Source organism: Streptomyces sp. CB03234 (genome assembly GCF_001905885.1).
Taxonomy (GTDB): domain Bacteria; phylum Actinomycetota; class Actinomycetes; order Streptomycetales; family Streptomycetaceae; genus Streptomyces.
The window spans coordinates 62,163-87,292 of sequence record NZ_LIYH01000005.1; the positions used below are offsets into that span (position 1 = coordinate 62,163).

25 protein-coding genes, 1 tRNA gene and 2 pseudogenes are annotated in these 25,130 nt (G+C 71.2%); 21 read left to right on the forward strand and 7 right to left on the reverse strand.

The genetic code is table 11. The features are described from left to right. Positions 1–158: 158 nt before the first annotated feature. The 3 genes and pseudogenes from AMK26_RS21535 (at position 159) to AMK26_RS21545 (ending at position 2,993) form a co-directional block, all read left to right on the forward strand. Positions 159–1,630, forward strand: a pseudogene (locus AMK26_RS21535) (AAA family ATPase). Between the two features lie 662 nt (positions 1,631–2,292). Beyond that, a complete protein-coding gene (locus AMK26_RS21540; protein WP_073756373.1) occupies positions 2,293–2,571 on the forward strand; it encodes a CopG family transcriptional regulator in 279 nt (92 codons plus the stop codon). Continuing rightward, positions 2,568–2,993, forward strand: coding sequence for a PIN domain-containing protein (locus tag AMK26_RS21545; RefSeq protein WP_073756374.1), 426 nt, complete (start codon positions 2,568–2,570; stop codon positions 2,991–2,993). Before AMK26_RS21540 ends, AMK26_RS21545 begins: the two co-directional genes overlap by 4 nt. A gap of 360 nt (positions 2,994–3,353) precedes the next feature. Here the strand turns inward: AMK26_RS21545 and AMK26_RS21555 are convergent, their stop codons facing one another. The 4 genes and pseudogenes from AMK26_RS21555 to AMK26_RS21570 all read right to left on the reverse strand — a co-directional run bounded on the left by AMK26_RS21555 (position 3,354) and on the right by AMK26_RS21570 (position 8,991). Continuing rightward, positions 3,354–4,973 carry an amino acid ABC transporter substrate-binding protein gene (locus AMK26_RS21555; protein ID WP_241838010.1) on the reverse strand — a complete coding sequence of 540 codons (1,620 nt, stop codon included), beginning with the start codon at positions 4,971–4,973 and terminating at the stop codon, positions 3,354–3,356. 5 nt (positions 4,974–4,978) lie between these two features. Continuing rightward, complete coding sequence (locus AMK26_RS21560) at positions 4,979–7,153, reverse strand: hypothetical protein (protein ID WP_073757036.1); 2,175 nt, start codon at positions 7,151–7,153, stop codon at positions 4,979–4,981. 183 nt (positions 7,154–7,336) lie between these two features. Beyond that, positions 7,337–7,647: pseudogene (locus AMK26_RS21565) on the reverse strand (tetratricopeptide repeat protein); the annotation flags it as partial. 78 nt (positions 7,648–7,725) lie between these two features. After that, a complete protein-coding gene (locus AMK26_RS21570) occupies positions 7,726–8,991 on the reverse strand; it encodes a hypothetical protein (protein WP_073756376.1) in 1,266 nt (421 codons plus the stop codon). A gap of 362 nt (positions 8,992–9,353) precedes the next feature. On the opposite strand from AMK26_RS21570, the gene AMK26_RS21575 reads away from it, so the two are divergent. The 7 genes from AMK26_RS21575 (at position 9,354) to AMK26_RS21605 (ending at position 15,638) form a co-directional block, all read left to right on the forward strand. Then, positions 9,354–9,767 carry a YciI family protein gene (locus AMK26_RS21575; protein WP_073756377.1) on the forward strand — a complete coding sequence of 138 codons (414 nt, stop codon included), beginning with the start codon at positions 9,354–9,356 and terminating at the stop codon, positions 9,765–9,767. A 5-nt stretch (positions 9,768–9,772) separates the two neighbouring features. Continuing rightward, positions 9,773–11,038: an RNA polymerase sigma factor gene (locus AMK26_RS21580; protein WP_073756378.1), complete on the forward strand. Its 1,266-nt coding sequence runs from the start codon at positions 9,773–9,775 to the stop codon at positions 11,036–11,038. Between the two features lie 35 nt (positions 11,039–11,073). Next, entirely contained in the window at positions 11,074–12,033 is a 960-nt protein-coding gene (gene pip / locus AMK26_RS21585; RefSeq protein ID WP_073756379.1) for a prolyl aminopeptidase, read from the forward strand. Positions 12,034–12,087: 54 nt separating this feature from the next. Beyond that, positions 12,088–12,702, forward strand: coding sequence for an HhH-GPD-type base excision DNA repair protein (locus tag AMK26_RS21590; RefSeq protein ID WP_073756380.1), 615 nt, complete (start codon positions 12,088–12,090; stop codon positions 12,700–12,702). Between the two features lie 138 nt (positions 12,703–12,840). Further along, positions 12,841–14,379, forward strand: a complete 1,539-nt coding sequence (locus AMK26_RS21595; protein ID WP_073756381.1) for a M28 family metallopeptidase — start codon at positions 12,841–12,843, stop codon at positions 14,377–14,379. Positions 14,380–14,563: 184 nt separating this feature from the next. Beyond that, the gene (locus AMK26_RS21600; protein ID WP_003999914.1) at positions 14,564–14,860 is read left to right on the forward strand and encodes a type II toxin-antitoxin system VapB family antitoxin; all 297 of its coding nucleotides are present in this window, start codon (positions 14,564–14,566) and stop codon (positions 14,858–14,860) included. A 142-nt stretch (positions 14,861–15,002) separates the two neighbouring features. Continuing rightward, positions 15,003–15,638 carry a LytR C-terminal domain-containing protein gene (locus tag AMK26_RS21605; RefSeq protein ID WP_073756382.1) on the forward strand — a complete coding sequence of 212 codons (636 nt, stop codon included), beginning with the start codon at positions 15,003–15,005 and terminating at the stop codon, positions 15,636–15,638. A 13-nt stretch (positions 15,639–15,651) separates the two neighbouring features. Here the strand turns inward: AMK26_RS21605 and upp are convergent, their stop codons facing one another. Continuing rightward, complete coding sequence (gene upp / locus AMK26_RS21610) at positions 15,652–16,287, reverse strand: uracil phosphoribosyltransferase (RefSeq protein ID WP_073756383.1); 636 nt, start codon at positions 16,285–16,287, stop codon at positions 15,652–15,654. An 84-nt stretch (positions 16,288–16,371) separates the two neighbouring features. Between upp and AMK26_RS21615 the strand changes: the two genes are divergently transcribed. The 8 genes from AMK26_RS21615 (at position 16,372) to AMK26_RS21645 (ending at position 21,032) form a co-directional block, all read left to right on the forward strand. Continuing rightward, positions 16,372–16,575, forward strand: coding sequence for a hypothetical protein (locus tag AMK26_RS21615; protein ID WP_073757038.1), 204 nt, complete (start codon positions 16,372–16,374; stop codon positions 16,573–16,575). Between the two features lie 250 nt (positions 16,576–16,825). Further along, a complete protein-coding gene (locus tag AMK26_RS21620) occupies positions 16,826–17,356 on the forward strand; it encodes a tRNA adenosine deaminase-associated protein (RefSeq protein WP_073756384.1) in 531 nt (176 codons plus the stop codon). Positions 17,357–17,421: 65 nt separating this feature from the next. Beyond that, positions 17,422–17,850: a tRNA adenosine(34) deaminase TadA gene (tadA, locus tag AMK26_RS21625; RefSeq protein ID WP_079277744.1), complete on the forward strand. Its 429-nt coding sequence runs from the start codon at positions 17,422–17,424 to the stop codon at positions 17,848–17,850. Positions 17,851–17,939: 89 nt separating this feature from the next. Continuing rightward, positions 17,940–18,024, forward strand: a tRNA-Ser gene (locus tag AMK26_RS21630). A gap of 346 nt (positions 18,025–18,370) precedes the next feature. Then, positions 18,371–18,535 carry a hypothetical protein gene (locus tag AMK26_RS37370; protein ID WP_198944136.1) on the forward strand — a complete coding sequence of 55 codons (165 nt, stop codon included), beginning with the start codon at positions 18,371–18,373 and terminating at the stop codon, positions 18,533–18,535. A gap of 9 nt (positions 18,536–18,544) precedes the next feature. Beyond that, positions 18,545–18,838, forward strand: a complete 294-nt coding sequence (locus AMK26_RS21635; protein WP_073756386.1) for a Dabb family protein — start codon at positions 18,545–18,547, stop codon at positions 18,836–18,838. Positions 18,839–19,050: 212 nt separating this feature from the next. Then, complete coding sequence (locus AMK26_RS21640) at positions 19,051–19,857, forward strand: RNA polymerase sigma factor SigF (RefSeq protein WP_073756387.1); 807 nt, start codon at positions 19,051–19,053, stop codon at positions 19,855–19,857. 233 nt (positions 19,858–20,090) lie between these two features. After that, complete coding sequence (locus AMK26_RS21645) at positions 20,091–21,032, forward strand: RNA polymerase sigma factor SigF (RefSeq protein WP_073756388.1); 942 nt, start codon at positions 20,091–20,093, stop codon at positions 21,030–21,032. Positions 21,033–21,053: 21 nt separating this feature from the next. On the opposite strand, the gene AMK26_RS37935 is transcribed toward AMK26_RS21645, so the two are convergent. Beyond that, a complete protein-coding gene (locus tag AMK26_RS37935) occupies positions 21,054–21,506 on the reverse strand; it encodes a hypothetical protein (RefSeq protein WP_241838011.1) in 453 nt (150 codons plus the stop codon). Positions 21,507–21,615: 109 nt separating this feature from the next. Here AMK26_RS37935 and AMK26_RS37940 point away from each other — a divergent pair, with 109 nt between their 5' ends. Next, positions 21,616–21,858, forward strand: coding sequence for a hypothetical protein (locus AMK26_RS37940; RefSeq protein ID WP_241838012.1), 243 nt, complete (start codon positions 21,616–21,618; stop codon positions 21,856–21,858). Positions 21,859–21,867: 9 nt separating this feature from the next. Here AMK26_RS37940 and AMK26_RS21655 read toward each other — a convergent pair whose 3' ends face one another. Further along, positions 21,868–22,068: a hypothetical protein gene (locus AMK26_RS21655; RefSeq protein ID WP_073756390.1), complete on the reverse strand. Its 201-nt coding sequence runs from the start codon at positions 22,066–22,068 to the stop codon at positions 21,868–21,870. Between the two features lie 148 nt (positions 22,069–22,216). Here AMK26_RS21655 and AMK26_RS21660 point away from each other — a divergent pair, with 148 nt between their 5' ends. After that, positions 22,217–22,663, forward strand: coding sequence for a MarR family winged helix-turn-helix transcriptional regulator (locus AMK26_RS21660; RefSeq protein WP_073756391.1), 447 nt, complete (start codon positions 22,217–22,219; stop codon positions 22,661–22,663). Positions 22,664–22,694: 31 nt separating this feature from the next. Further along, a complete protein-coding gene (locus AMK26_RS21665) occupies positions 22,695–25,094 on the forward strand; it encodes an MFS transporter (RefSeq protein ID WP_073756392.1) in 2,400 nt (799 codons plus the stop codon). Positions 25,095–25,130 lie beyond the last annotated feature (36 nt).

Below are 25,130 nucleotides of genomic sequence, written 5' to 3' on the forward strand. Positions count from 1 at the left end.
TTTCGGTCTCATTTACTTGCGACATTCGCGACACTTCTCGCTATACACCCAGGACGCCTTTTGGGGAGCGGCGAGCGTCGGGGCCGGAGGGTGCACACTGCGAGCCACAGAACTAGGAGTCCATTTTATGTAGGCGTACTTCTACATCTGGAGCACTCGTGGACAAGCCTGCCGAGATGTTCGACCGGGATTACGAGTGGTCGGCGCTGAGCCGGTTCATCACCGATCCGCAGCCCGGCGCGGCTCTGGGCGTGGTCTCCGGGCGTCGCCGCCAGGGCAAGACGTTTTTGCTGGATGCCGCCTGCCGTGCCGCCGGAGGGTTCTATTTCGGTGCGACCGAGGCCGCCGATGCCGAGTCGCTACGGCGCATCAGCTCGGCGCTCACCGCCCACGTCCGCCCTGCCAGCCCGTTCCACTTCGCCGACTGGGCAGAGGCCGTCGACGCACTGCTCGCGCTCAGCGCCGAGCGGCCCGTCTCCGTGGTGATCGACGAGTTTCCGTACCTCGCCAAGGCCAACCCCGAGTTGCCCTCGATCATCCAAGAGGTGTTGCGTCCTCAGCGTGACCAGCGCACCGGCTCCCGTACCCGGCTGCTGCTGTGCGGCTCGGCGCTGTCCTTCATGGGCCGCCTGCTGTCGGGCAACGCCCCATTGCGCGGACGGGCGGGGCTTGAGCTGGTCGTCCGCCCCCTCGACCACCGCCTCGCCGCCGAGTTCTGGGGCATCACCGACCCCCGCCTAGCCATGAAGGTGAACGCGATCGTGGGCGGCACCCCCGCCTATCGGCGCGAATTCGCACGCGGCGACACGCCAAAGGGCCGGATGACTTCGACGACTGGGTCGTCCGCACCGTCCTCAACCCCGAAACCCCCCTCTTCCGTGAGGCCCGCTATCTGTTGGCCGAAGAACCCGACCTTCGTGACACCGCGCTGTACCTGTCCGTCCTGGCCGCAGTCGCCGACGGCAATGCCACCCGCGGAGGCATGGCCGGCTACCTGGAACGCAAGGCCACCGACATCGCCCACCCCATCAACGTCCTCGAAGACGCGGGCCTGTTGCACCGGGACGCAGATGCCTTCCGTGACAACCGGCCCACCTACCGCATCGCCGAACCGCTGATCGGCTTCTACCACGCGATCATGCGACCGGTCTGGGACCAGCTCGAACGCCCCGGCAGCGCGGCACGGGTCTGGCAAGCCAGCCGTCGCCGCTTCGTCAGCAACGTCCTCCGGCCCCACTTCGAGCAGGTCTGCCGAGACTGGGCCCTGCATCACGCCGACCCCGAACTGCTCGGCGGTCTACCGGCCCGCGTCGGGCATGGTGTCGTTCACGACCCCAAGGCCCGTACCGGCCACGAGGTCGACGTGGCGGTCATCGGAATCGCAGATGGCGCCAAGCCACCACTGCTGGCCATCGGAGAGGCCAAGTGGAACGACACCATGGGCGCTGCCCACATCGAACGTCTCCGGCACCTCCGCGACCTCGTCACCCTGGCAGGCCGCTACGACACCACCAACACGCAGCTCATGTGCTTCAGCGGAGCAGGCTTCAACGACAAGGCGCACGCCGCAGCAGCGGCCGCCCCGGACATCCGATTGATCGACCTGGCAACCCTCTACGGCCAGGCATAGACGCCCTTTCAGGCCGTGGTGCCTCGCCATTTTCATGGCGACCCCACGAGCCGAGCGCAGCAGAAAGGCGCTCACCCAGCAGGGCAGACACCTCAACACCAGCGCAGAAGCCTTCGCGACAAGGCCGTAGGCAAGCAGAGGGCGCAGGTAGCTGCTCCTTCGTAGGGTCCGGCGCCCGGACACCCCCCCGGCCCCACCCGGACCCCCGTACGAACATTTGGAAAGCGTGTGGGGGGCAACCCCTCACGAGTTCGAATCTCGTATCCTCCGCAGCCGCCTGAACAGGCGTAGGGGCATCGGCTCGGTCAGCCATGGCGACAGTCGTCTTGCGGTCAGGCTCACTCGGCCTCCCTCGGTGGTCCGTCGAGTTCGTAGGGCTCGTCCTCGGACAACGTCGCTGCGGGCGTCTCGCCCCACGCACCGCCACAAGGCATCCCGCAGAGCGACATCGGCGGCATCGCGTGCCGCCGCTTCCTTCGCTTCCGCATCCGCCGGTGCATGCGCCGAGAAGAGCGAACGGCATGAGCGGACGGAGGGAAGCAGCATGACGAGGCGGTTGCGTGGGGGAAGGGTCACGGATTTGACCATTGGCCTGCCGGACGGCTGACTGATCACAGCCATCCCCTGGTAGGGGCGTTTGCACCAGGAGTATGGTCCCTTATATGGCGACCAAGAAAGTGACGGTGACGATCCCCGAGGATCTCCTGGACGAGATCCGCGCCGAGGCGGCCGAGCGGGGCCTTTCGGCGTATGTGGCCGAAGCACTGCGACTCAAGCGCGACCGGGACCGGCTGCTGGAGCTGGTCGACTGGCTGCAGGAGGAACACGGCCCGGTCACCGAGGACGAGCGCACGGCAGCACTCGCGGAACTGGAAGATCTCGACGCGGAGCACGAGCGGCGCCGCACAGCCGGAGGAGACAACGCCGGAGCAGCCGCGTGAGGAAGCGTGCCGGCGAGCACAGTCGGCGGCCCCTGCGCGTCTTCGTACTCGACTGTGAGGCATTGTCCCAGGCCGTGCGTGGCGATCGCGCCATGATCGCCTGGCTCGACCTCGCGGCCCGGGGAGAAGCCGAGGTGGTGACGTCTCCCATGGCGCTTGTGGAGGCGTACGACGGTAGAACCACCGAGCAGCGCTGGGACTGGGTGCTCTCGCGGCTCAGGGTCACCGACATCGGAAAGGACGAGGCCCGGCAGGCCCGTCGGCTGCTGGCCGATGCCAAGCTGCACGGCCACAAGTACGCGATCGACGCCGTGCTCGCCGTCATCGCGCGACAGCAGAAGGGACAGGTCACTGTTTTCACCTCGGGTGTGGACGACCTGGAGAAGCTGGTCCCGGGCACGGTCGTCGTCAAGAAGGTGTGACCCGATCCGCGCCGGCCGAAAGCAGGTGATGGAGACCGACGTCCGCCAGCGCCGCCGTGGACCGAAGCCTGGTGTCGTCTGCGGGACTCCGAACGCGACTTCACGTCCTCCCGCACCCACGGCGGCATGCCGGTCCAGGGTCAGGTCGAGCGCCACGACTCGTCGTATTTCGTCAGGCCCGCGTCAGGCCCGACAGGGACATGCGTGACCCGGGGACCGGATGTGCCGGTGATCAGGGCGACCGTCACCGAAGCGAGTGGTTCCGCGATTCTGTTGACCGTGAGGACAAGGACGGGAATGTGTGGCGGGGGAGCGGACCGGTCAAGCCGATGCACCAGCCGCGACGAAGGCCCCGACCGCTCAGAACGTGCGGCTGGGGATCACGCAGTTCTTCGGCTGTTCGCGGCCGGCGGGCCAGCCCAGGCCGACGAACTTCAGCCTGCCGTGGCCCTCGCGGCCCGGGTCCAGTTCGACGACCGCGACCGGCTTGTCATACGCGTTGCCGCCGCTGGTCAGGCATATCAGGCCGCTCGTGCCCTGCACCCGGTGCCGGGACTGGAGGAGCGACCACTGCCTGCCGACGTCCTCACGGCCGGGTACCGCCTCGGCGCCGTCCTTCTGCGCCTGGTGCAGGGCCTTGCCGATGGTGACGAGGCCGTCGTACACGAGCATCGTCCGGGAGTCCTCCAGGTTCGGGGTGGAGCCGAGCCGTATCCCCTCGCCGCGCGTGGTCTCGATCCGCTTGTTCAGGGTTTTCAGGGCGGCCATGGGTTCGGTGAGGTACTGGGGGAGCTCCGCCCTGGTGGGCTTGCGGTGGTGGGAGGCGGCCCACTTCTTGTGCCAGGCGGCCAGCTCGGTGCTCCAGGCGTCCGGGTGCGCGGGGGCGGCGTACTGGACCGTGACCTTCGCCCTGCCGCCCTCGCCGCGGAGCTGTTCCCAGTCCTTCTCCGTCATGTCCTGCTGCAGCGAGGCGGCGTCGGAACCGCTGACGATGGTGTAGTGCCGGTCCTGGCAGCCCACCTGGGCGAGCTTGAGCGCGAAGATCCGCAGGTGCATGGTGCGCCCCGCGAAGTAGACGGTGTCGGCCGTGGAGTCGCAGATGTTGTTGGCCGTCTGGGTGAACTGGTTGCCGGTCGAGCCCGCCTCGTCTATCGCCGGGGACTCGAAGGACATCGCGGCGGGACCGGGCGGGCCCTTCTCCACGATCCCGCTGAACGCCTTGGCCAGCGACTCGTTGTAGCCGTCCCGGCGCTTGTCGTAGACCAGCACCGTCTTGAGGTTCTCCCGGCGCCGTTCGCCGTTGAAGTTGGCCAGCGCCTGGGCCGCGTCCCCGTTGGTGGGGATGATCCGGGCCAGGCCGGGGAAGCGCAGCTTCGCCGTCCCGTCGGGCCGGTCCTCGTTGGCGATCCAGTCCCCACTGATCCGGGAGGCGAGGACCGGGACCTTGTGGTCCGTCAGCCGCTTGATGGCGTCCTCCGTGGGCTTCAGGCTCAGGTTGAAGCCGGTGACGGCGCGCAGCCGGTCCTCGGGGGAGTCGGCCATCCGCAGCAGGGTGTCCACGACCTTCGCCTGGTGCCCGTAGTTCCGCCCGGGGTTGGCCAGCACCAGCCGGATCTTCGGCAGTTCCCCCTCACCGTCATTGGCCTGCCGCTGCCCCAGGTACGCGCCCTGGAGGTCACTGCGCATCTGCCGGCGCAGTGCCGCCCTGTCCGACTGGAGCGGCAGCATCATCGCCACCGTGACGTGGGGCTGGCCGGCGATCCTCTTGTTCTCCTGAGCGATCGCCCCGGCCACGTCGCGGATCTCCGGGGTGCCGAAGTCGTAGCCGTCGCCGTCGACGCCGACGCACTCCCCTTCGATCCGCTCGATTCCGTCGATGCAGGTGTCCGGTTTCTGGTAGATGGACCAGGTGAACCAGGCGACCGTCGTGAGCGCCCCGACAGCGAGCAGCGCCAAGAGGATCTTCTTCCAGTTGGGCATCCCCGCTACCTCCGTCGCCCGAGCTGTTCGGTACAGGTGCAGCGCAGCAACGGCTGCTCGTTCTCGGCCAGGCCGGTCCACTCCGTAGCCGTCTTGCTGAGCTGTCCCGCGCCGTCGAACTCCATGATCGAAAGGAGGTCCAGCAGCTTGGCCAGCGTGCGGGCCGTCTCCTTTCCGGTCGGCCTGGTCCGCTCCTCGCACAGCCACACCGCGTGCAGCAACTGGTCGACGGTGCGGCGCAGCGCCGGTCCGTCGGGCGCGACCAGGCCCTGGGCGCGTTCCCGCCGAGCGTCCGCTCCGCCCGGGTACGGCGCCTGGGCGATCTCCAGCAGCTCCGCGCACCACTCCCGGGGGCGGCCGGGCAGCGTGGCGGCCAGGTGGCCGACCACGTCGTCGGCGCCCCCGGACACCAGGTGGTGGTTCAGCCGGTGCGCCGTGACGGAACGGAACGCCCCGCCGGCCGCCTCCTGCGCCTCCTCCGCCGCGGCGCGTCCCGCGTAGTGGTCCCGCAGCAGGTGGTGGTCGGCGTACCAGGCGGCGCCGCCGGGGCGCAGCCCGTACAGCCGGTGCACCAAAAGCTGGCGCAGCCCGAAGTCCCCTATGAAGTGCCGTTCGCAGCTGGGCCACCCCGTGTCGGTGAGCAACCGCGCCACATGATGGGCCGTCAGGTGGTGGACGCGGCCGGACTGGTGGTGGCGGAGCAGGACGTCCGCGCACTCCTCGTCGTGTGCCACGGACAGATGGGTGAGCAGATCGAGCCACTGGTCGTGGTGCTCGGCCGGCAGCCGCACCGGCAGCTGGTCCAGGACCAGTTCCCGCAGCAGCACGTCCGCCACCGGTCGCTCGGGGGCGCCGTCGCCGGGGAGTCGTAGCGGGGCGTCCAGTATGTCCCGGTCATTGGCATCCGCGGGCATCCGGAAGGCGGCGGCGGCAGTGGCCAGCCGGATCACCGTGTGCGGTCGTCCGCCGCTCAGCCGTGCCACCGCGGCGTCGATGCGGCGGCGGTTCGTGCCGCCCTCCGGCTCGGCGCGCTGCTGCCTGCGCTCGGTCTCCCGGCGGAGCTGGTCGCCGGTGAGAAGGGGCATACGCAGCAGGAGCACCCCGTCGGACAGCGGTGCCCCGTCCGCTGCCCCGTCCGTGCGCCGGGTCCACGCGGGCGGGGCGCCGTCGGCGGGCCGGAACTCTGCCGGGGGCACCACCTCATGTGACGGCAGGCCGCCGTGCAGGAACGCGCCGCCGTCCGCCCGGCGTGCCGTGCCCACGATCACCAGGCGGTCGCGCTGCCCGCTCCGGCGGTCGGCGAGTACGGCGCGCAGCAGCCGCTCCCCGAGCGGCCACTCGGCGTGGTCCAGCAGCAGCCCCGGGCGGCCGACGCGGCGCAGCCAGCCGGACGCCGAGGCGTACGCCGCCTCGAGGTCCTCGCGCAGCGCCCGGAACAGGAAGCTCTCCGCCAGCTCCCGCGCCTCGCCGCCGGCCTGGAAGTCGGCGGCGAGGTTGCGCAGCCCGTGCTTGGGCTGGCCGGCCGCGCCGGGATACGCGCCGTAGATCCGCTCCAGCTCCGCCCGGCCCCGGGGGGCCAGGCGCTCGAAGAGGGCGTCCAGCAGCGCGTTGCTCACCGCCGCCGAGTACGGGTCGAGCGCTTGCGCGGACAGGGCCGTGAGCAGGTTCCGGACGGTCCCGCGGAGCACGCCCCGCCAGAAGTCGCCTGCCCCCAGGCCCCGGAGGCGCTGCCTCTGGGGCAGCTCCTCGTACCGTTCGACCTCCGTCGCGACGGCCTCGGGCGTGCCCTCCGTGACACCGGTCGCGATCATCGCGAGGCCCGTGAAGAGCCGGGGGCAGGCGAACGAGCCACCCGTGCCCTGCCAGGTGCACAGCCGCCGGGCGACCTCGACCAGGGCCTCGGTCGCGTCCGAGCGGGCGCCCGGCTCCGGCTCCGCCCGGTCCGCGTACACCGGCGAGCCGCAGTCCAGATGGATCACCGGCACCTTGCCGGCGAAACGGTCCCGCACCGCTCGCAGCAGCCGTCCCTTGCCCATGCCCGGGCCGCCGGTGAGCAGCACCACGGGAAGGTCGGGGCCGTACAGCGGCTCCCGGCCGACACCCGACGGCGACCTCCCGAAGAGGCGCGCGAAGAAGCCCTCCTCGCTGAGCAGTTTCTCGAACCCCAGGTCTTCACACACGGACCCCCCCATGGAGTGCTCTCCCGCCCAGGGGAGCGGGTGACCGGTGACCGATGTGCCAGAAGGAGGTTAGTGGAACACGAACACTCTGTTCATACAACGGCGTTGCGGGCGAAGGGACGTGACGCCGCATCAGCGCGGTGCGTCCCATGATTGGCGGAACGGACGGGCCTGGGGCGACCGGAACGTTCGCAGCCCGCCGTCGTCGGGGTACTCCGCCACGCCGCGGCGGAGGGTCCCGACGGCGTACGCGTACCGGCCGAGCACCCGGTGGGTGCTGCCGAGGCCGAGGAGAGCGCCGCGGCGGTCCTGGGCGGAGAGGCCGGTTCCGGTCAGGCAGCGCTCGTGGAAAGGGACCGCCTCCGCCTCCAGGCCCAGGCGGTCGTGGACGCAGGCCGTGCGGTGCGCCACGTCGGCGTCGTCCGGAAGCGGGCGGTCAGGTCCAGCAGGTGGCGACGGGTTTCGCCGAGGCGGTCGTCTCCCGGTGCGCTCATGCGCGCATCGTCGGAGCGCCTGGTTCCGGCGGGGCGGTGACCAGGAGGGGCCGGACCGGCGATCCGGCCCCTTGGGCGTCAGTTGTCCGTGACCGGCTTCCGGCGGCGTACGGCGACGAGCGCGCCGGCGCCCAGGGCCACGGCCGCGCCGGCCGCGAGGGCGACCTGGGGGGCGGCGGAGGAGGAACCGGTGGCGGCCAGGCTCCCGGCGGTGCCGGTGGGGGTGGCGACCGGCTGGGTGGACGTCGTGCCCTGGGCCTGCGGGGCGGGCGTGGCGGACGGGGTGGCCGACGGGCCGGGCGCTGCGGTCGCGGCGACGACGTCGAAGGCGTACTCGTAGAACTCCGGCGTCCCGCCGCACGACTTGTCGTCGTTGCCGTAGTCGGCGGCTATGGAGGCGACACCGTCGCCGGCCGGGGTGGAGGCGGCGACCTTCAGGCGCAGCTTGACGTCCGCATGGGCGCCGGCCTTCAGCTTCTCGACGGTGCCCGCGTAGTGGTCGGCGTCCACGTCCTGCCAGGCCGGCGAGGCGGCCGTGGACCACTGGACGTCCAGCAGCTCGTCGGCGGCCTCGACCTTCACGTACGGCCAGACCTCGTCCAGGGTCCGGTCGGTGCCGTTGGTGACGCGGACCGTGAAGTCGACCGTCGTACCGGCGGTGACCTTCGCGGGCAGCCCCGTGGCGGTCACCGTGAGCCGGTCCTCGGCGACGCAGGCACCCGCCTCGGCCTCCTCCCGGGCGTCGGCGAGCGCCTTGTCGGCGGCCTCCTTGGCGGCGAGGGCCTTCGCCTTCTCCTGGCGCGCCAGGTGAATGCGCCGGGACGCGGCGACCAGCGCGTCGTCCCGCGCCGTGGCGGCCGCCTCCGCCTTGGCGTCGGCGGCGTCCTTGGCCTCGGCGGCGGCCTCGGCGGCGGCCTGGGCGTCGGCGACGTCCTTCTCCGCCTGCGCCCGCTCCGCCTCCGTGGCGGTCTCGGGCAGCTCCTCCAGGGCGGCCTGGGCGTCGGCGAGCGCCTTGTCGGCGGCCTCCTTGGCGGTGGCCGCGGCCTTCGCCTCCTTGGCCGCCGCGGCGGCCGCCACGGCGAGGGGTGCCTCGTCGGACTGTTCGTCGATGAGCGCCTGGAGGGCCGCGGCCTCCTCGGCGACGGCGGCGTCGTACGCCTTCTGCGCCTCCGCGGCCGCCTTTTCCAGCTCCGCGAGGGAGGGCTTGGCGGCGCTGCCCGCGAACGACCGGCCGAGCGGCGGTTCCGGAGCGGTCGCGGCGAAGGCGGGCGTGACGCAGAGCAGTGCGGCGGGCGTGGTGACAGCGGCGACGACGGCCGTCGCGAGGATACGGCGGATCTTCACAGGAACCCTTTGGTCGGAAAGGTGCTGGAAAGGGAGAGGTCTGGAAACAGGTCTGGAAAAACGAGAAGCGGCCACTGGGGGACGACAACCTCGCACACCGCGACCGGCGATGATCGTATGACCGGCGCAGGGGGCGGAGAAGGGGAATTTTCCTCAATTGGGCGCGCCCCGCCGTCCGCCCGCCTTCCACCCGAGCGACAAACACGAACAAGAGGGGCAGTTGCTCCCCTCGCCCCCGGCGTTTCTGTGAGGCTTGTCATCGAGAGCGGCCGCCGCGGTGTCGAGAACGCGTCGTCGGCTCCGACGTCCCAGGTGAACGGAGCCCAGGAGGTTCCCGAGAGGTTCACGAGAGGAACGGCATCATGAAGTACCTGGTGATGGTGCAGGGCTCGCAGGCCGACTACGACGCGATGAACGGCAAGGCCTCCGCGCACAGCCCGGCCTGGAGCGAGAAGGACCTGCAGGCGATGTTCGCCTTCATGCAGGAGATCAACGACGACCTCGCCGAGTCCGGTGAGCTCGTCGACGGCCAGGGGCTCGCAGAGCCGCGCCGGACCCGGCTCGTCAGCCTGGGCGAGGACGGCCGGCCGGTCATCACGGACGGGCCGTACGGGGAGACCAAGGAGCTGCTGGCCGGGTACTGGGTGCTCGACTGTGCGAGCCTCGACCGCGTCACCGAGATCGCGGCGCGCGTCGCCCGCTGCCCGCAGCCCCAGGGCGCGCCCGAGTACCCGGTCGTCATCCGGCCCGTCATGGAGGACGGCCCCGGCTGCTGAGCGGCATGAACACCGACGTCGAGGACCTGCTGCGGCACCACGCGCCGCAGGTCCTCGGCGCGCTCGTACGCCGGTACGGGCACTTCGACGCCGCCGAGGACGCCGTACAGGAGGCCCTCCTCGCGGCCGCCCAGCAGTGGCCCGGCTCCGGGGTCCCGGACAATCCGCGCGGGTGGCTGATCCGGGTGGCGTCGCGCCGGCTCATGGACCAGCTGCGGGCCGACGAGGCGCGGCGCAGGCGCGAGGAGGCGGAGGCGGCGCTGGCGCCCCCGGACGCGTTCACCGCGCCGCCGCCCGGGGAAGGGCGGGCGCCGTCGGAGGACGACACGCTCACGCTCCTGTTCCTGTGCTGCCACCCGGAGTTGACGGCGGCCGCGCAGATCGCGCTGACGCTGCGCGCGGTGGGCGGCCTGACCACGGCCGAGATCGCCCGGGCGCACCTCGTCCCCGAGGCGACGATGGCGCAACGCATCAGCCGCGCCAAGCAGAAGCTCAGGGGCGTGCCCTTCCGCCCGCCCCGCCCCGAGGACCGCGACCAGCGGCTCGCGGCCGTCCTGCAGGTGCTGTACCTGATCTTCAACGAGGGCTATACGGCGACCTCCGGTCGCGAACTGCACCGCGCCGACCTCGCCCGCGAGGCCATCCGCCTCACCCGCGCGGTGCGCCGCCTGCTGCCCCGGGAGGGCGCCGTGACCGGGCTGCTGGCGCTCATGCTGCTCACCGAGGCCCGCAGCGCGGCCCGCACCGGCCCGCACGGTGAGCTGATCCCGCTCGACGAGCAGGACCGCGCCCTGTGGGACCGGGACGCCATCCGGGAGGGCACCGCCCTGGTGGAGGAGGCCCTGGCGCAGGGCCCGGCCGGGGCGTACCAGCTCCAGGCGGCCATCGCGGCGCTGCACGACGAGGCGGCGCGGACGGAGGACACCGACTGGCCCCAGATCCTGGCGCTGTATGACCTGCTCCTGCGCCGCGCCCCGGAACCCGACCCCATGGCCGAGCTGAGCCGCGTGGTGGCTCTCGCCATGGTGTACGGGCCCGAGGCCGGGCTCGCCGAACTCGCCTCGCTGGAGGCGCGGCTCGCGGACCGGCTCGCGGGCCACCACCGTCCGGCCGCCGTCCGCGCGCACCTGCTGGAACGCTCGGGCGACACCGAGGGCGCCCTGGCCGCGTACCGGACGGCCGCCGCGCGCACCCTCAGCGACCCCGAGGCCCGCTACCTGCGGATGCGGGCGGCCCGCCTGCGGGGCCGGGGCGCGGAGCCGTCGCCGTGAACAGCCCGCCGCTGTCCGTCCCGGGAGGTCGCCCGATGTATCCGCAGAGCGAGCCGTACGAGCAGGGGATGCTCGACGTCGGTGACGGCAACCTCGTCCACTGGCAGGCCCACGGCAACCCGGCCGGCACCCCGGCCCTCGTCGTGCACGGCGGCCCCGGCTCGGGGTGCAATCCGGGGGCTGTACGGCTGTTCGACCCGGCCCGCTACCGGGTCGTGCTGTTCGACCAGCGCGGGTGCGGCCGCAGTACTCCGCATGCGAGCGACCCGGCCACGGACATGGGCGTCAACACCACCGGCCACCTGATCGCCGACATGGAGCGGCTGCGGGAGCACCTCGGCGTCGACACCTGGCTGCTCTTCGGCGGTTCATGGGGTTCGACGCTGATCCTGGCGTACGCGCAAGCCCATCCGGAGCGTGTGGCCCGGATCCTGATCTCGGCGGTCACGACCACCCGCCGCTCCGAGATCGCCTGGCTGTACGAGGGGGTGGGCCGGTTCTTCCCCGAGGCATGGGCGCGGTTCCGGGACGGGGCGGGGCCGGGCGCGGGGGAGACCGCGGCCGGTCTGGTTGGGGCGTACGCGCGGCTCGCCGCTCACCCCGACGCCGCCGTACGGGAGCGGGCGACGGCCGACTGGTGCGCGTGGGAGGACGCGGTGGTGTCCCTGGAGGGCGGCGGCGCCCCGTACGGCGGCCGCCCCGATGCCGCGCGCCTCGCCCTCGTACGGATCTGTACGCACTACTTCACGCACGGCGCCTGGCTGGAGGAGGGCGCCCTGCTGCGTGGCGCCCACCGGCTGGCGGGCATCCCGGGCGTGCTCGTCCACGGGCGGCTCGACCTGGGCGGGCCGCTGCGCACGGCGTGGGAGCTGAGCAGGGCCTGGCCGGACGCGGAGCTGATCGTGGTCGACGAGGCGGGGCACCTGGGGACGGACGCCACCCGGAAGCACCTGGTGGCGGCGCTGGACCGGTTCGCCGGGGAGGGCGCCGGGTAAGGGGACACCCACCCCCACCGTGCGACGGGCCACCTCCGGAGCGATCATCGAAACATGACCACCACGATCCATCTCGCCCAGCAACCCGAGGCCGACGAGCTGCTGGGCCGCAGTCCGCTCGCCGCGCTCGTCGGAATGCTCCTCGACCAGCAGGTCCCCATGGAGTGGGCGTTCTCGGGCCCGTACACGATCACCACGCGCATGGGCGCCGACGATCTCGACGCGCACGAGATCGCCGCGTACGACCCGGAGGCCTTCGTCGCCCTGCTGTCCGCCAAGCCGGCCGTGCACCGCTACCCCGGCTCGATGGCCAAGCGGGTGCAGCAGCTGTGCCAGTACCTGGTGGACGAGTACGGCGGTGACGCGAGCGCCGTCTGGTCGGACGCCGCCACCGGCAAGGAGCTGCTCGACCGGCTCCTCGCGCTGCCCGGGTTCGGCAAGCAGAAGGCGCAGATCTTCCTGGCGCTGCTGGGCAAGCAGTACGGCGTACGGCCCGAGGGCTGGCGGGAGGCGGCGGGCGCGTACGGCGAGGAGGGCTCGTACCGTTCGGCCGCCGACATCACCGGGCCGGAGTCGCTCGCGAAGGTGCGTGCGTACAAGCAGGAGGCCAAGCGCGCCGCCAAGACCGCCAAATCGGCCAGGCAGACAGGACCTTCGGCGGCGGAGTGACACGTTCCGTTGCCAAACGTACGGAATATGCCGTGAGTTGTGGCACATCTGTTCCCAGGAGCGTGGGAGATCGCTAGCTTCCCTTCAACCTCGTTCACACCGGGAAGGACCTCTGTGACCTCATCCCCTCGCAGAGCCGTGGCCACCCTGGCCGCAGCCGCACTCGCGACCCCGCTCCTCCTGGCTTCCGCATCCCCCGCTTCCGCCGGTGACCCCGGCGAGCAGGCGGCCAAGGACGCCGCGAAACTCTCCAAGAAGCTGGTCCGGGAGGCGTCCGCCCAGGACGCCTACAAGCACCTGGAGAAATTCCAGCAGATAGCCGACTCGGCCGACGGCCACCGGGCGGCCGGCTCGCTCGGACACGACGCCTCGGCCGCGTACGTGTACCAGCAGCTGAAGAAGGCCGGTTACCAGGTCTCGTACCAGCAGTTCGACTTCATGTACACCCAGACCCAGGCGGAGAAGCTCTCGGTCGTCTCACCGACGCCGCGTGACATCACCATCGGGGCGATGACGTACACCAAGTCGACGCCCGTCGGCGGGGTGAAGGCCGCCCTCGCCGCCGTCCCGGCCCCCGCGGACGACGCGACGCCCGGCTGCGAGGCCGCCGACTACGCGTCCGGCACCTTCACCGGCAAGATCGCCCTGATCAAGCGCGGTGGCTGCACCTTCGCCGCCAAGCAGGCCGAGGCCGCCGCCGCGGGCGCGATCGGCGCGATCGTCTACAACAACGTCCCCGGCTCGCTCGGCGGCACCCTCGGCGACCCGGCGGCCGGCAAGATACCCACCGGTGGCATATCCCAGGCCGACGGCCAGCAGCTCGTCGCCGACCTGGCCAAGGGCCCGGTCGAGGTGAACCTGGAGATCCGCCAGCTCCAGGAGAAGCGGTCCACCAACAACGTCATCGCGGAGACCGCGCGCGGCAACGCCGCCAACACCGTGATGCTCGGCTCGCACCTCGACTCGGTGACCGCCGGCCCCGGCATCAACGACAACGGCTCCGGCTCCGCCGGTCTGCTCGAAGTCGCCCTGGACCTCGCCAAGTCCAAGCAGAAGCCCACGAACAAGGTGCGCTTCGCCTGGTGGTCGGCGGAGGAGGTCGGCCTGCTCGGCTCCGAGCACTACGTCGACAACCTCAGCGAGCTCGACCGCAAGGAGATCAAGCTCTACCTGAACTTCGACATGATCGCCTCGCCGAACTACGGCCTGTTCGTGTACGACGGTGACGACTCCGACGGCGTCGGCGCGCCCGCCGGCCCGGCCGGCTCCGCCCAGATCGAGCGCGACATCAACGAGTTCATGGACAAGCGGGGCCTTCCGCACGAGGGCACGGACTTCACCGGCCGCTCCGACTACGGCCCGTTCATCGCGGTCGGCATCCCGTCCGGCGGCACGTTCACCGGCGCGGAGGGCCTGAAGACCGCCAAGCAGGCGGAGAAGTTCGGCGGCACGGCGGGGGTCGCGTACGACGCCTGCTACCACGCCAAGTGCGACGACATCAAGAACATCGACATGACGGCGTTCGACGCCAACATCGACGTCATCGCCAACGCCGTGGGCGTCTACGCCCACGACCTCAGCTCGCTGCGCAAGCCGGTCGTCACCGTCCCCACGGACGGCGACGCGGGCAGTGGCGGCGGCCTGCACGACGGCCACGACCACGACGTGACCGAGTAGGACCAGGGCAGGCTCAGGGCAGACCCAGGGCAGGCTCAGGGCAGACCCAGGGGGCGCGCCGCGGGATCATCCCCGCGGCGCGCCGTCCCTGTCTCCGGACCGTCCCGGTTTCAACAGGTTTCGCCGGCATTCGTCCGGCGCCGCGTGGCTGCGCCAGGAGCCGCTCGCCCGGTAGGCTTTCCGTGTGATCTTCAAGCGCATCGGTAACGGGCGGCCGTATCCCGACCACGGCCGGGAAAGCACCCGGCAGTGGGCGGATGTCGCGCCGCGCCCGGTCCGCCTCGATCAGCTCGTGACCACCAAGGGTCAGCTGGACCTGGAGACGCTCCTCGCCGAGGACTCGACGTTCTACGGCGACCTCTTCGCGCACGTCGTGAAGTGGCAGGGCGACCTCTACCTCGAGGACGGGCTGCACCGCGCCGTGCGCGCGGCCCTGCAGCAGCGGCAGGTGCTGCACGCCCGCGTACTCGAACTCGACTGAGGCCGAGCACCGATCACTGGGCACTGGGCACTGAGCGGCAGGGGACGGGGATGTCAGCCTTTCGGGCCCTTTCCCACCCGTCCGGCCCCCATCGGCTGATCGTTTAGTAGGCATAGTCACCGGGCCGCATTACGCTGCGCCCATGAGCATGCTCACTCCCCCCGGTATGGGCGGAAAGTACCGCATCACGGGTGACACCTACCCGCGCATGCGCCGCCCCCGACGCCGTCGCCGGATCGTGGTCGCGACCCTCGTCGCAGTGGTCGCCCTCGGCCTGGTCGGCTGGGGAACACGGCAGCTCATCGACGTGTTCGGCGGGGGCGGCGGCGCGGCCGACAGCCGGGCGAAGACCGCGGCCGGCCCGGGCTGCAAGCCCCGCAAGAACCCCGTGACGCCGGTCCACGTGCCCCTCAAGCCCGGCCAGATCACGGTGAACGTCTACAACGCGACCCCGCGCGCGGGCCTCGCCAAGTCGACCGCCGACGAGCTGAAGAAGCGCGGCTTCGCCATCGGCAAGGTGGGCAACGCCCCGGCCGCGTACGACAAGAAGGTCCCGGGCCCCGGGATATTGCTCGGCGCCACCGGAGCGGGCGAGAGTGCCTTCCCCGTCCTCCGTACGCAGCTGAAGGGCGCCACGCTCAAGATGGACGCCCGCGCGACGGCGGACGTGGACCTGATCATCGGTACGGCCTTCAAGAGCCTCACACCGCCGAAGGACGCGACCGCGGCCCTGGCCGCCCTGGCCAAGCCCGCGCCCGCGCCCTCCGGAAAGTGCTGAGCCCTGCCTGCCGCTAGTCAGCGGTCCCGTACATCCGGTCGCCCGCGTCGCCCAGGCCCGGGACGATGTAGCCGTGCTCGTTGAGGCGCTCGTCGACCGAGGCCGTGACGACCGTGACCGGCGTGCCCGCCAGTTCCCGCTCCATGACCTCGACGCCCTCGGGCGCCGCCAGCAGCACGACCGCCGTCACGTCGTCCGCGCCGCGCTTGATCAGCTCCTGGATGGCGGCGACCAGCGTGCCGCCCGTGGCCAGCATCGGGTCCAGGACGTACACCTGGCGCCCGGAGAGGTCCTCCGGCATCCGGGTGGCGTACGTCGACGCCTCCAGCGTCTCCTCATTGCGGATCATGCCCAGGAAGCCCACCTCGGCGGTCGGCAGCAGCCGCACCATGCCGTCGAGCATGCCGAGGCCCGCCCGCAGGATCGGCACCACCAGCGGCTTCGGGCTCGACAGCTTGACGCCGGTCGTCCGGGTGACCGGGGTGTCGAGGTCGACCTGCTCGGTGCGCACGTCCCGGGTGGCCTCGTACGCGAGCAGGGTGACCAGCTCGTCGGCGAGCCGCCGGAAGGTCGGGGAGTCGGTGCGCCTGTCGCGCAGCGTGGTGAGTTTGTGCGCCACCAGCGGGTGGTCGACGACGTGGATCCGCATGTCCTCAACAGTAGCCCGCACTGGCATCAACCCCCGCCGCGGAGGGAAGGTGGGGTGGACGGACCCAGCCTGGGGGTGGTCGCGATGCCGGAAGCGGAAGATCCGGAGCGGGAGCAGGACGGCCGGGCGCCGGACCGCCAGGAGAGCGACGCCGAGCGCAGGCGCCGCCGCGCCCAGTTCCTGCGCGAACTGAACGAGGCCAAAGCGCTGCGCGACCGCGTCCAGCCGCGTCGCGCGAGAGCCGCGAGGATGCGCCAGCAGATGCGTATGCGTACGTTCCGCTGGTGACCCCCGGAGGGCCGGGCGGCCTGCCGCGCGAGTGGCGCGAGGCGATCCGGCGGCGGCGCACGCGCGATTCCGGAGCGATCCCGCGGCGATCCGCTGGTGACACGGACCAGGGATCGGACTCAGACTGGTGCACGACGCAAGAGCGGAACACCTCTCCTGAGGGCCTCGCATCTGCCACGATGCCGAGTGGGCGGGGCATTCAGGAGCGTGCCGCCCGATCGTCACACCTCTGATCAGTGGGAGAGTCACGGTGTACTTCGCCGCACTGCTCGCGCGCACCGAAGACGGGTGGGAAGCGAGCGACACAGAGCTCGACGATGTGGAGACCTTGTCGGATCTGACCGAGCTGGCCCGTGATGCCTCGGTGGACGACGACACAGTGATCGTCTTCATCGAGCAGGAGGACGCATGGTTCGGCATCGTCCGCGTGGAGGGTGAGGACGACCCTCGCATCTACGTCTCCGACGGAGCGGCCGCCGCCCGCTCCTCCTACGGGGAGATCCTCACCAAGGAACTGCTGGGCGACGACCAGGAGGACGACGGCCCCGACCTGGACGCGCTGGACCTCGACGGCACCGAGGACGGGGAGCCGGTCGAGGACGACGACGAGGAGGAATCGGCGGTGACGGCCGAGGCCGTGCCCGCGGAGCCGGTCGGCGACCGGCTGGTCCTGGCCGACCTGGGCCTGTCGGAGAAGGAACTGCTGGCGCTCGACACCGACGCGCTGTCCGAGATCGCGGACGCGCTCGGCGCCGCGGAGGTGCTGGAGGCCGTCCGCTAGTGCACCCCGCACCGACACCCGCACCCACCACTCCCGACCCCGTCCGGGAGCCATGGCGGGCGGCGATGCGCCGCGCCATGGAGGAGGCCGAGCGAGCCGCGCGGGCCGGCGACGTGCCGGTCGGCGCGGTCGTCCTGTCCCCGGACGGCCGCGTGCTCGGCGCCGGTCACAACGAACGCGAGGTGACCGGCGATCCGACGGCGCACGCCGAAGTGCTGGCGCTGCGCCGGGCGGCCGCGGCGGTCGGGGAGTGGCGGCTGACGGGCTGCACGCTGGTCGTCACGCTGGAACCGTGCGTGATGTGCGCGGGCGCGCTCGTGCAGTCCCGGGTGGACCGGCTGGTGTTCGGGGCACTGGACGAGAAGGCGGGCGCGGTGGGCTCGCTGTGGGATCTCGTACGGGACAGACGGCTCAACCACCGGCCCGAGGTGGTCCAGGGAGTGCTGGCGGAGGAGTGCGCGGCGCTCCTCACGCGGTTCTTCCGCGACCGCTGACATGTGCTGACGGGTCCGTCGCCGTAGCCGCGCACCGCCGCTGGTTACGGATTTCTTCGTAGCGGCACCTTTGGGCTAAGCTCTCTCTCGGTAGCGTGTCCGAGCGGCCGAAGGAGCTCGCCTCGAAAGCGAGTGTGGCGCAAGTCACCGAGGGTTCAAATCCCTCCGCTACCGCTCTTGTGTGAAGGGCCCCGACGCATCGCGTCGGGGCCCTTCGCGTACGGGGAGCGGCATCGGGGGGACAAGCCGCTCCCCCGGTGAGGACCGGTCCCGCAAGCCCGAGCCGCTCTCGGGGGGAAGCGCGCGGCACGGGCTCCGCAGTGGGGGCCGGTTCACTCGCCCCGCGGATTCCTGCCAGGTCCGCCGGGCTCACCCTCCATGCTCCCGCGCCTCCCGCCCGGGCGGGACCGGCAAAAGGCCCGGATGGGAGGGGCCTTGGTCCTTGGAGGCTCGGTTAGACTCACCCGACCGCCCAGGGGATCGCAGGGAATCGCAGGGGAGAGACGGGGAGACAGGGTCGATGGTGCAGGCCAAGAAGATCACGCTGTACGTCCTCGTCGTCTTCGTGCTGTACACGATCATCAACTCCCCCCAGCGTGCCGCCGACCTCGTGGGAGTAGGGTTCGAGGGCATTTCGAGCGCCGCGCAGGGCGTCGGCGACTTCATGACCGAGCTCGTCAATTAGGAGTCCGCTGTGATCCGCCACCTGGTCCTCTTCAAGCTCAACGACGGAGTGCGGCGCGACGAGCCGCGTGTCGTCGAGGCCGTGAAGGCGTTCGAGGCGCTCGGCGACGTCATCCCGGAGCTGGAGTTCTGGGAGTGCGCCTGGAACATCACCGACCGGGACATCGCGTACGACTTCGCCATCAACTCGGCGGTCGCGGACAAGGACGCGCTGAAGCGGTACATCGAGCACCCGGCCCACCAGGCCGCCGCCGGCCAGTGGCGCGAGTTCGCCACATGGGTGATCGCCGACTACGAGTTCTGATCCCGTACACCACGGCGAAGCCCCGCACCCCAGTGGTGCGGGGCTTTTCGCTGTGCCTACGTCGACAACACGACGTTATCAGGTGCTTGCACACAGTGGACATGTCTTGTGATGCTATGACCGCTTTTGACGGATGAGTTGACCGTAATTGACCGCGAGATCGACCGCGAAGGGGTGGCGTGAACGTGCCGGCCAGTACGACGCCTCAACAGGTGCCGCCCCAGAACGAGTCGGAGGCCCGCACCAAGGCACAGGGGCGGGCGGCCGACACCCGAGCGCTCACCCAGGTCCTGTTCGGCCAGCTCAAGACGCTGGAGCCGGGCACTCCGGAACACACCCGGGTGCGCGGGGCGCTCATCGAGGCGAACCTGCCGCTGGTGCGGTACGCCGCCGCCCGCTTCCGGTCCCGCAACGAGCCCATGGAGGACGTCGTCCAGGTCGGCACGATCGGGCTGATCAACGCGATCGACCGGTTCGACCCGGACCGGGGGGTGCAGTTCCCCACCTTCGCGATGCCGACCGTCGTCGGCGAGATCAAGCGGTACTTCCGCGACAACGTCCGCACCGTCCACGTACCGCGCCGGCTGCACGAGCTGTGGGTGCAGGTCAACGGCGCCACGGAGGACCTGACGACGGCTCACGGCAGGTCGCCGACGACCGCCGAGATCGCCGAGCGGCTGAAGATCTCCGAGGACGAGGTGCTCTCCTGCATCGAGGCGGGCCGCTCGTACCACGCCACCTCCCTGGAGGCCGCCCAGGAGGGCGACGGGATGCCGGGACTGCTGGACCGGCTCGGCTACGAGGACCCCGCGCTGGCCGGGGTGGAACACCGGGATCTCGTACGGCACCTGCTGGTGCAGCTGCCCGAGAGGGAGCAGCGGATCCTGATGCTGCGCTACTACAGCAACCTGACCCAGTCGCAGATCAGCCAGGAACTGGGCGTCTCCCAGATGCATGTGTCAAGGCTCCTGGCACGGAGCTTCGCCCGTCTGAGATCCGCAAATCGAATCGATGCGTAACCTGATCGGGTAGACCCGTTCAGCCCTGGATCGAGCGGTCCAAAAGCCCCACACCCCTGTTTCCTGCGCATTTTTGCGGCATTCTTGTCGACAAGTCACTACAGCGTGTTGCCGACATGTGACATTCTGCTGGAACCGCGTTTGCCGCAGTCTCGGCTCCGGTATTCAGGTGGAGGCTGCGTTCCTCCGATGGTCGCGGCCCACGCGACCGTCCGCGACCTCAAGGGGGTGGCATGTCCGCAGAACAGGGCAGCTCGAAGGTGCTCACGCTCACGCCCGTGCCGGCGTCCGTGCCCGTGTCCGTGCCGGATTCCCTGCCGGATTCCCTGCCGGAGTCCGTACCGGCGCCCGTGCCCGTACCCGCGCAGAGCGGTCCCGCAACGGCTCCCGACACCACGTCGGAGGCCATCGACACCCGCACTCTGTCCCGCTCCCTGTTCCTGCGGCTCGCCGCCCTGGACGCCGAAGGCGTGGACGGCCCGGAGCGCACCTACGTCCGCGACACGCTCATCGAGCTGAACCTGCCCCTCGTGCGGTACGCGGCCGCCCGCTTCCGCTCGCGCAACGAGCCGATGGAGGACATCGTCCAGGTCGGCACCATCGGCCTGATCAAGGCGATCGACCGGTTCGACTGCGAACGGGGCGTGGAGTTCCCGACGTTCGCGATGCCGACGGTCGTCGGTGAGATCAAGCGGTTCTTCCGCGACACCTCCTGGTCGGTGCGCGTGCCGCGCCGGCTCCAGGAGCTGCGCCTGGCCCTCACCAAGGCGAGCGACGAGCTGGCGCAGAAGCTCGACCGGTCGCCGACCGTTCCCGAACTCGCCGCCGTGCTGGGCGTGTCGGAGGACGACGTGGTCGACGGCCTCGCGGTCGGCAACGCCTACACGGCGTCGTCGCTGGACTCCCCCTCCCCCGAGGACGACGGCGGCGAGGGCTCGCTGGCGGACCGGCTCGGGTACGAGGACAGCGCCCTGGAGGGCGTGGAGTACCGCGAGTCGCTCAAGCCGCTCCTCGCCAAACTCCCGCCCCGCGAGCGGCAGATCATCATGCTGCGGTTCTTCGCCAACATGACGCAGTCGCAGATCGGCGAGGAGGTCGGCATCTCCCAGATGCACGTCTCGCGGCTGCTGACGAGGACGCTCGCGCAGCTGCGCGAGGGGCTCATCTCCGACTGAGACCGCAGGCCGCATGAGGCTTCATAACTGACGGTTCGTCAGCCACACTGGCGCGATGACGCGTCGACTTGGGCTGGTGGCGGTGGCGCTCTGCTTGGGCGGGGCGCTGACCGCGTGCGGGAACGGCGCCGGGGAAGGCCGCGTGGCGACCGGGGCGGTCGGCCGCCCCGGCGGCTCGGGACCGGTCCCGCCGTCGGGCGAGGTCGTGCTCGTACCGCTGGACGGCGGTGGATCGTCCGGTACGGGGACGAGGGCGCCGTCCGGGCCGCCCGTACCGCCGTCGGGCGTACCGCCGACGCCGTCGAGCGCGACGCGTCCGTCTCCGTCTCCGTCACGGCCGTCGCCGGCCGGACCCACCCGGTCACCGGCGGCGCCCTCGGGGGCGCACTCGGGGGCGTCCTCGTCGGCACCCGTCCAGCCGGCCGGGCCCGGGACCGGCCCGCCCACGCCCACGACGCCCACACCGGCGCCCACACCGGCACCGCCGCAGCCGGCCCCTGGGACCACCCCGCCGGCCGGCCCCGCCGCCCTGACCGTCGGCGCACCGCTCCGCGCACCCACGGACCGGCGCTGGTGCGAGAAGGTGACGGTGGAGTTCCGCAACTCCGGCGGCTCACCGGTGCGTTCGGGCACCGTCACCTTCGCGACGCACATCATCGGGGCGCTCGGCGTCGACTGGGCGACCGTCGAGTCGGCTCAGCCGCTGCCCGCACCGATCGCGGCGGGCGCGGCGCGGAGACAGGCGTACACGGTGTGCGTGGACGCCTGGCGGGTACCGCTGGGCATGCGTGTCGAGACCCAGGACGTCACCGCGTCCTGGACCTGAGCGAAGAAGTCAGCCGAGCGCGAGCCAGGCCACCGCGGCGACGATCACGACGACCGCGACCACGCCGGCGATCAGACCGACCCGCGGCCCCGACTGGGCCGCCACCTGCGGCTGCCGCTGCGGCGTGCCCTCGTCGACGAAGGCGCGGAACATCTGCGTGCTGCCCGCCGGGTCGTAGTTGCCGTCCGGGCCCTGGGGGTTGTGTGCCATGGGGCAGGACCCTAGCGAACCTGGCCCCGCCGCCCAACCCTCGCCTCGCTTTGCCAGACCTTTAGGCACCTTCGCCCCTTTTTAGTTTGCCTGTAGCAACCAACCTTGTCTATGGTTGCCCTAAGCAACAAGATGTGTGGGGGTGCCCATGGCCGAGCGGAGTCAGTACGAAGAGCTGGCCCGGCAGCTGAGCGCCATCGGCGCCGTCAAGCGCGGACTCTCCCGGGCCCTGCCCGCCGAGTGCCCGGGCGGATCGGCGGCCGTGCTGTCCCTCCTCGCCCACCACGGCGACATGCGGATGAGCCGGCTCGCCGAGCTGCTCGCCGTCGACATGTCGGTCACCAGCCGTCATGTCGCGCACGTCGTGGAGCGCGGCTGGATCGAGCGGCTGCCCGACCCGGACGACAAGCGCTCCCGCCTCCTGCGGCTGACCCCGGCGGGCCAGGCCATGCTCCATGACCTCGGCCGCCGGAGCGCGGACATGTTCGCCCGCACCCTCAAGGACTGGTCCGACGACGACGTCGGACAGCTGACCGCACTGCTCGCCCGCCTCCGGGACTCCTTCGGAGACTGCCGGGCCCACGCCCGTACGTAAGCCCACGCCCGTACGCAAGTAAAGGAAGTACATGGCTACGACCACACCAGCCGGTGTGCGGGGCGGCCACGCCAAGACCCGTGACGGTGGCGGCGCGCCGATGACGCACCGGCAGATCATGGAGGCGCTCTCCGGGCTGCTGCTCGGCATGTTCGTCGCCATCCTGTCCTCGACGATCGTCTCCAACGCCCTGCCCGAGATCATCACCGACCTCGACGGCGGCCAGAGCGCCTACACCTGGGTCGTGACGGCCGCGCTGCTCGCGATGACCGCGACCACCCCGCTGTGGGGCAAGCTCGCGGACCTGTTCTCCAAGAAGCTGCTCGTCCAGATAGCCCTGGTCATCTACGTGCTGGGCTCGGTCGTCGCCGGCCTCTCCCAGAGCGCCGGCATGCTCATCGCCTGCCGCGTCGTCCAGGGCATCGGCGTCGGCGGTCTGTCCGCCCTCGCGCAGATCGTGATGGCCGCGATGATCTCCCCGCGCGAGCGCGGCCGCTACAGCGGCTACCTCGGCGCCACGTTCGCCGTCGCCACCGTCGGCGGCCCGCTGCTCGGCGGCGTCATCACCGACACCGACTGGCTCGGCTGGCGCTGGTGCTTCTACGTCGGCGTGCCCTTCGCCGTCATCGCGCTGATCGTGCTCCAGAAGACCCTCAAGCTGCCGGTCGTCAAGCGGCAGGTCAAGGTCGACTGGTCGGGCGCGTTCTTCATCAGCGCGGCGGTCTCGCTGCTGCTGGTGTGGGTCACCTTCGCCGGTGACAAGTACGACTGGGCGTCGTGGCAGACGTACACCATGGTCGGCGGCTCGGTCGTGCTCGGTGCGCTGTTCCTGCTCGTCGAGTCCAGGGCGAGCGAACCGATCATCCCGCTGCGGCTGTTCCGCAACCGGACCATCACGCTCGCCTCGGTCGCCTCGCTCTTCGTCGGTGTGGCGATGTTCGCCGGCACGGTCTTCTTCAGCCAGTACTTCCAGCTGGCGCGCGACAAGTCGCCGACGATGTCGGGCGTCATGACCATCCCGATGATCGGCGGCCTGTTCCTGTCCTCCACCGTCTCGGGCTTCGTCATCACCAAGACGGGCCGCTGGAAGGCGTGGCTGGTCAGCGGTGGTGTGCTGGTGACGGCGGGCCTCGGGCTGCTGGGCACCATCCGGTACGACACGGAGTACTGGCACATCGCGGTCTTCATGGCCGTCATGGGCCTGGGCATCGGCATGATGATGCAGAACCTCGTGCTGTGCACCCAGAACCAGGTCGAGCCCTCCGACCTCGGCGCGGCGTCGTCCGTCGTCACCTTCTTCCGGTCCCTCGGCGGTGCCATCGGCGTCTCGGCGCTGGGCGCGGTCATGGCCAACCGGGTCACCCACTACGTCCAGGACGGCCTCGCCGACCTGGGCCCGGGGGGCGCGGCCATGGGCCACGGCGGTACGGCCGGCGGGGGCATCCCCGACCTGGACGCGCTGCCGGCCCCGTTCCGTACGGTCATGGAGACGGCGTACGGACACGGTGTGGCCGACGTCTTCCTCTACTCCGCCCCCTTCGCCCTGCTCGCCTTCCTCGTGACGCTGTTCATCAAGGAGGTCGCGCTGAAGAGCAACGTGAAGCCGGAGCCCGACGTGACGCCGGAAGCGGCACCGGAGACACCCGTCGTCGTGACGGCTGCCGCCGGCACCCCCGTCCACGGCACCGTCCGCACCGCGGAGGGCACGCCCGTCGCCCGGTCGGCGGTCACGCTGATCTCCCTCGCCGGGCGGCAGCTGGGCCGCGCGGTCGCCCAGGCCGACGGCGCGTACACGCTGGACGCGCCGGGCCCGGGCTCGTACGTCCTGATCGCCTCGGCCGACGGCTTCCAGCCGCAGGCGTCCACGGTCGTGGTGGCGGAGGAGGCACTGGCGTACGACATCCTCCTCTCCGGTACGAGCGGGCTCGTCGGCGCCGTGAAGGCCGCCGAGGGCGGGGAGCCCGTCGAGGGCGCGATGGTGATCGTCACGGATGTGCGCGGCGATGTGCTCGCCACCGGCAAGTCCACGCAGGACGGCACGTTCGCCTTCGCCGAGCTGGTGCCGGGCGCCGTGACCGTCGCGGTGAACGCCGACGGCTACCGGCCGCTCGCCCTGCCGGTCGAGATCGGCGGCCAGGGCGTGACCCGGGTGGAGGCGCTGCTGCAGTCCGGGGCGCGGCTCCAGGGCACGGTACGCGCCGGGGCGGACCACCGCCCGCTGGCGGACGCGCGGGTGACACTCGTCGACGCGGCCGGGAACGTGGTCGCGACGGCGACGACCGGCGAGGACGGCGCGTACGGGTTCGCCGACCTCGACACGGGCGAGTACACGGTCATCGCGACCGGCTACCCGCCGGTGGCCGGTTCCCTGACGGTGGCCGGGCACGGAGTCGACGGCCACGACATCGAGCTGGCCCACCCCGGCGAGTGACCCACAGCTCGGGTGCTTCGAGCGGAGGCACCCGAT

Coding starts and splice junctions, on each gene's coding strand:
- AMK26_RS21540 (WP_073756373.1), top strand. CDS start 2,293: ATGGCGACCAAGAAAGTGACGGTGACGATCCCCGAGGATCTCCTGGAC.
- AMK26_RS21555 (WP_241838010.1), bottom strand. CDS start 4,973: ATGCCCAACTGGAAGAAGATCCTCTTGGCGCTGCTCGCTGTCGGGGCG.
- AMK26_RS21575 (WP_073756377.1), top strand. CDS start 9,354: ATGAAGTACCTGGTGATGGTGCAGGGCTCGCAGGCCGACTACGACGCG.
- AMK26_RS21580 (WP_073756378.1), top strand. CDS start 9,773: ATGAACACCGACGTCGAGGACCTGCTGCGGCACCACGCGCCGCAGGTC.
- pip (WP_073756379.1), top strand. CDS start 11,074: ATGTATCCGCAGAGCGAGCCGTACGAGCAGGGGATGCTCGACGTCGGT.
- AMK26_RS21590 (WP_073756380.1), top strand. CDS start 12,088: ATGACCACCACGATCCATCTCGCCCAGCAACCCGAGGCCGACGAGCTG.
- AMK26_RS21605 (WP_073756382.1), top strand. CDS start 15,003: ATGAGCATGCTCACTCCCCCCGGTATGGGCGGAAAGTACCGCATCACG.
- upp (WP_073756383.1), bottom strand. CDS start 16,287: ATGCGGATCCACGTCGTCGACCACCCGCTGGTGGCGCACAAACTCACC.
- AMK26_RS21615 (WP_073757038.1), top strand. CDS start 16,372: ATGCCGGAAGCGGAAGATCCGGAGCGGGAGCAGGACGGCCGGGCGCCG.
- tadA (WP_079277744.1), top strand. CDS start 17,422: ATGCGCCGCGCCATGGAGGAGGCCGAGCGAGCCGCGCGGGCCGGCGAC.
- AMK26_RS37370 (WP_198944136.1), top strand. CDS start 18,371: ATGGTGCAGGCCAAGAAGATCACGCTGTACGTCCTCGTCGTCTTCGTG.
- AMK26_RS21645 (WP_073756388.1), top strand. CDS start 20,091: ATGTCCGCAGAACAGGGCAGCTCGAAGGTGCTCACGCTCACGCCCGTG.
- AMK26_RS21655 (WP_073756390.1), bottom strand. CDS start 22,068: ATGGCACACAACCCCCAGGGCCCGGACGGCAACTACGACCCGGCGGGC.
- AMK26_RS21660 (WP_073756391.1), top strand. CDS start 22,217: ATGGCCGAGCGGAGTCAGTACGAAGAGCTGGCCCGGCAGCTGAGCGCC.
- AMK26_RS21665 (WP_073756392.1), top strand. CDS start 22,695: ATGGCTACGACCACACCAGCCGGTGTGCGGGGCGGCCACGCCAAGACC.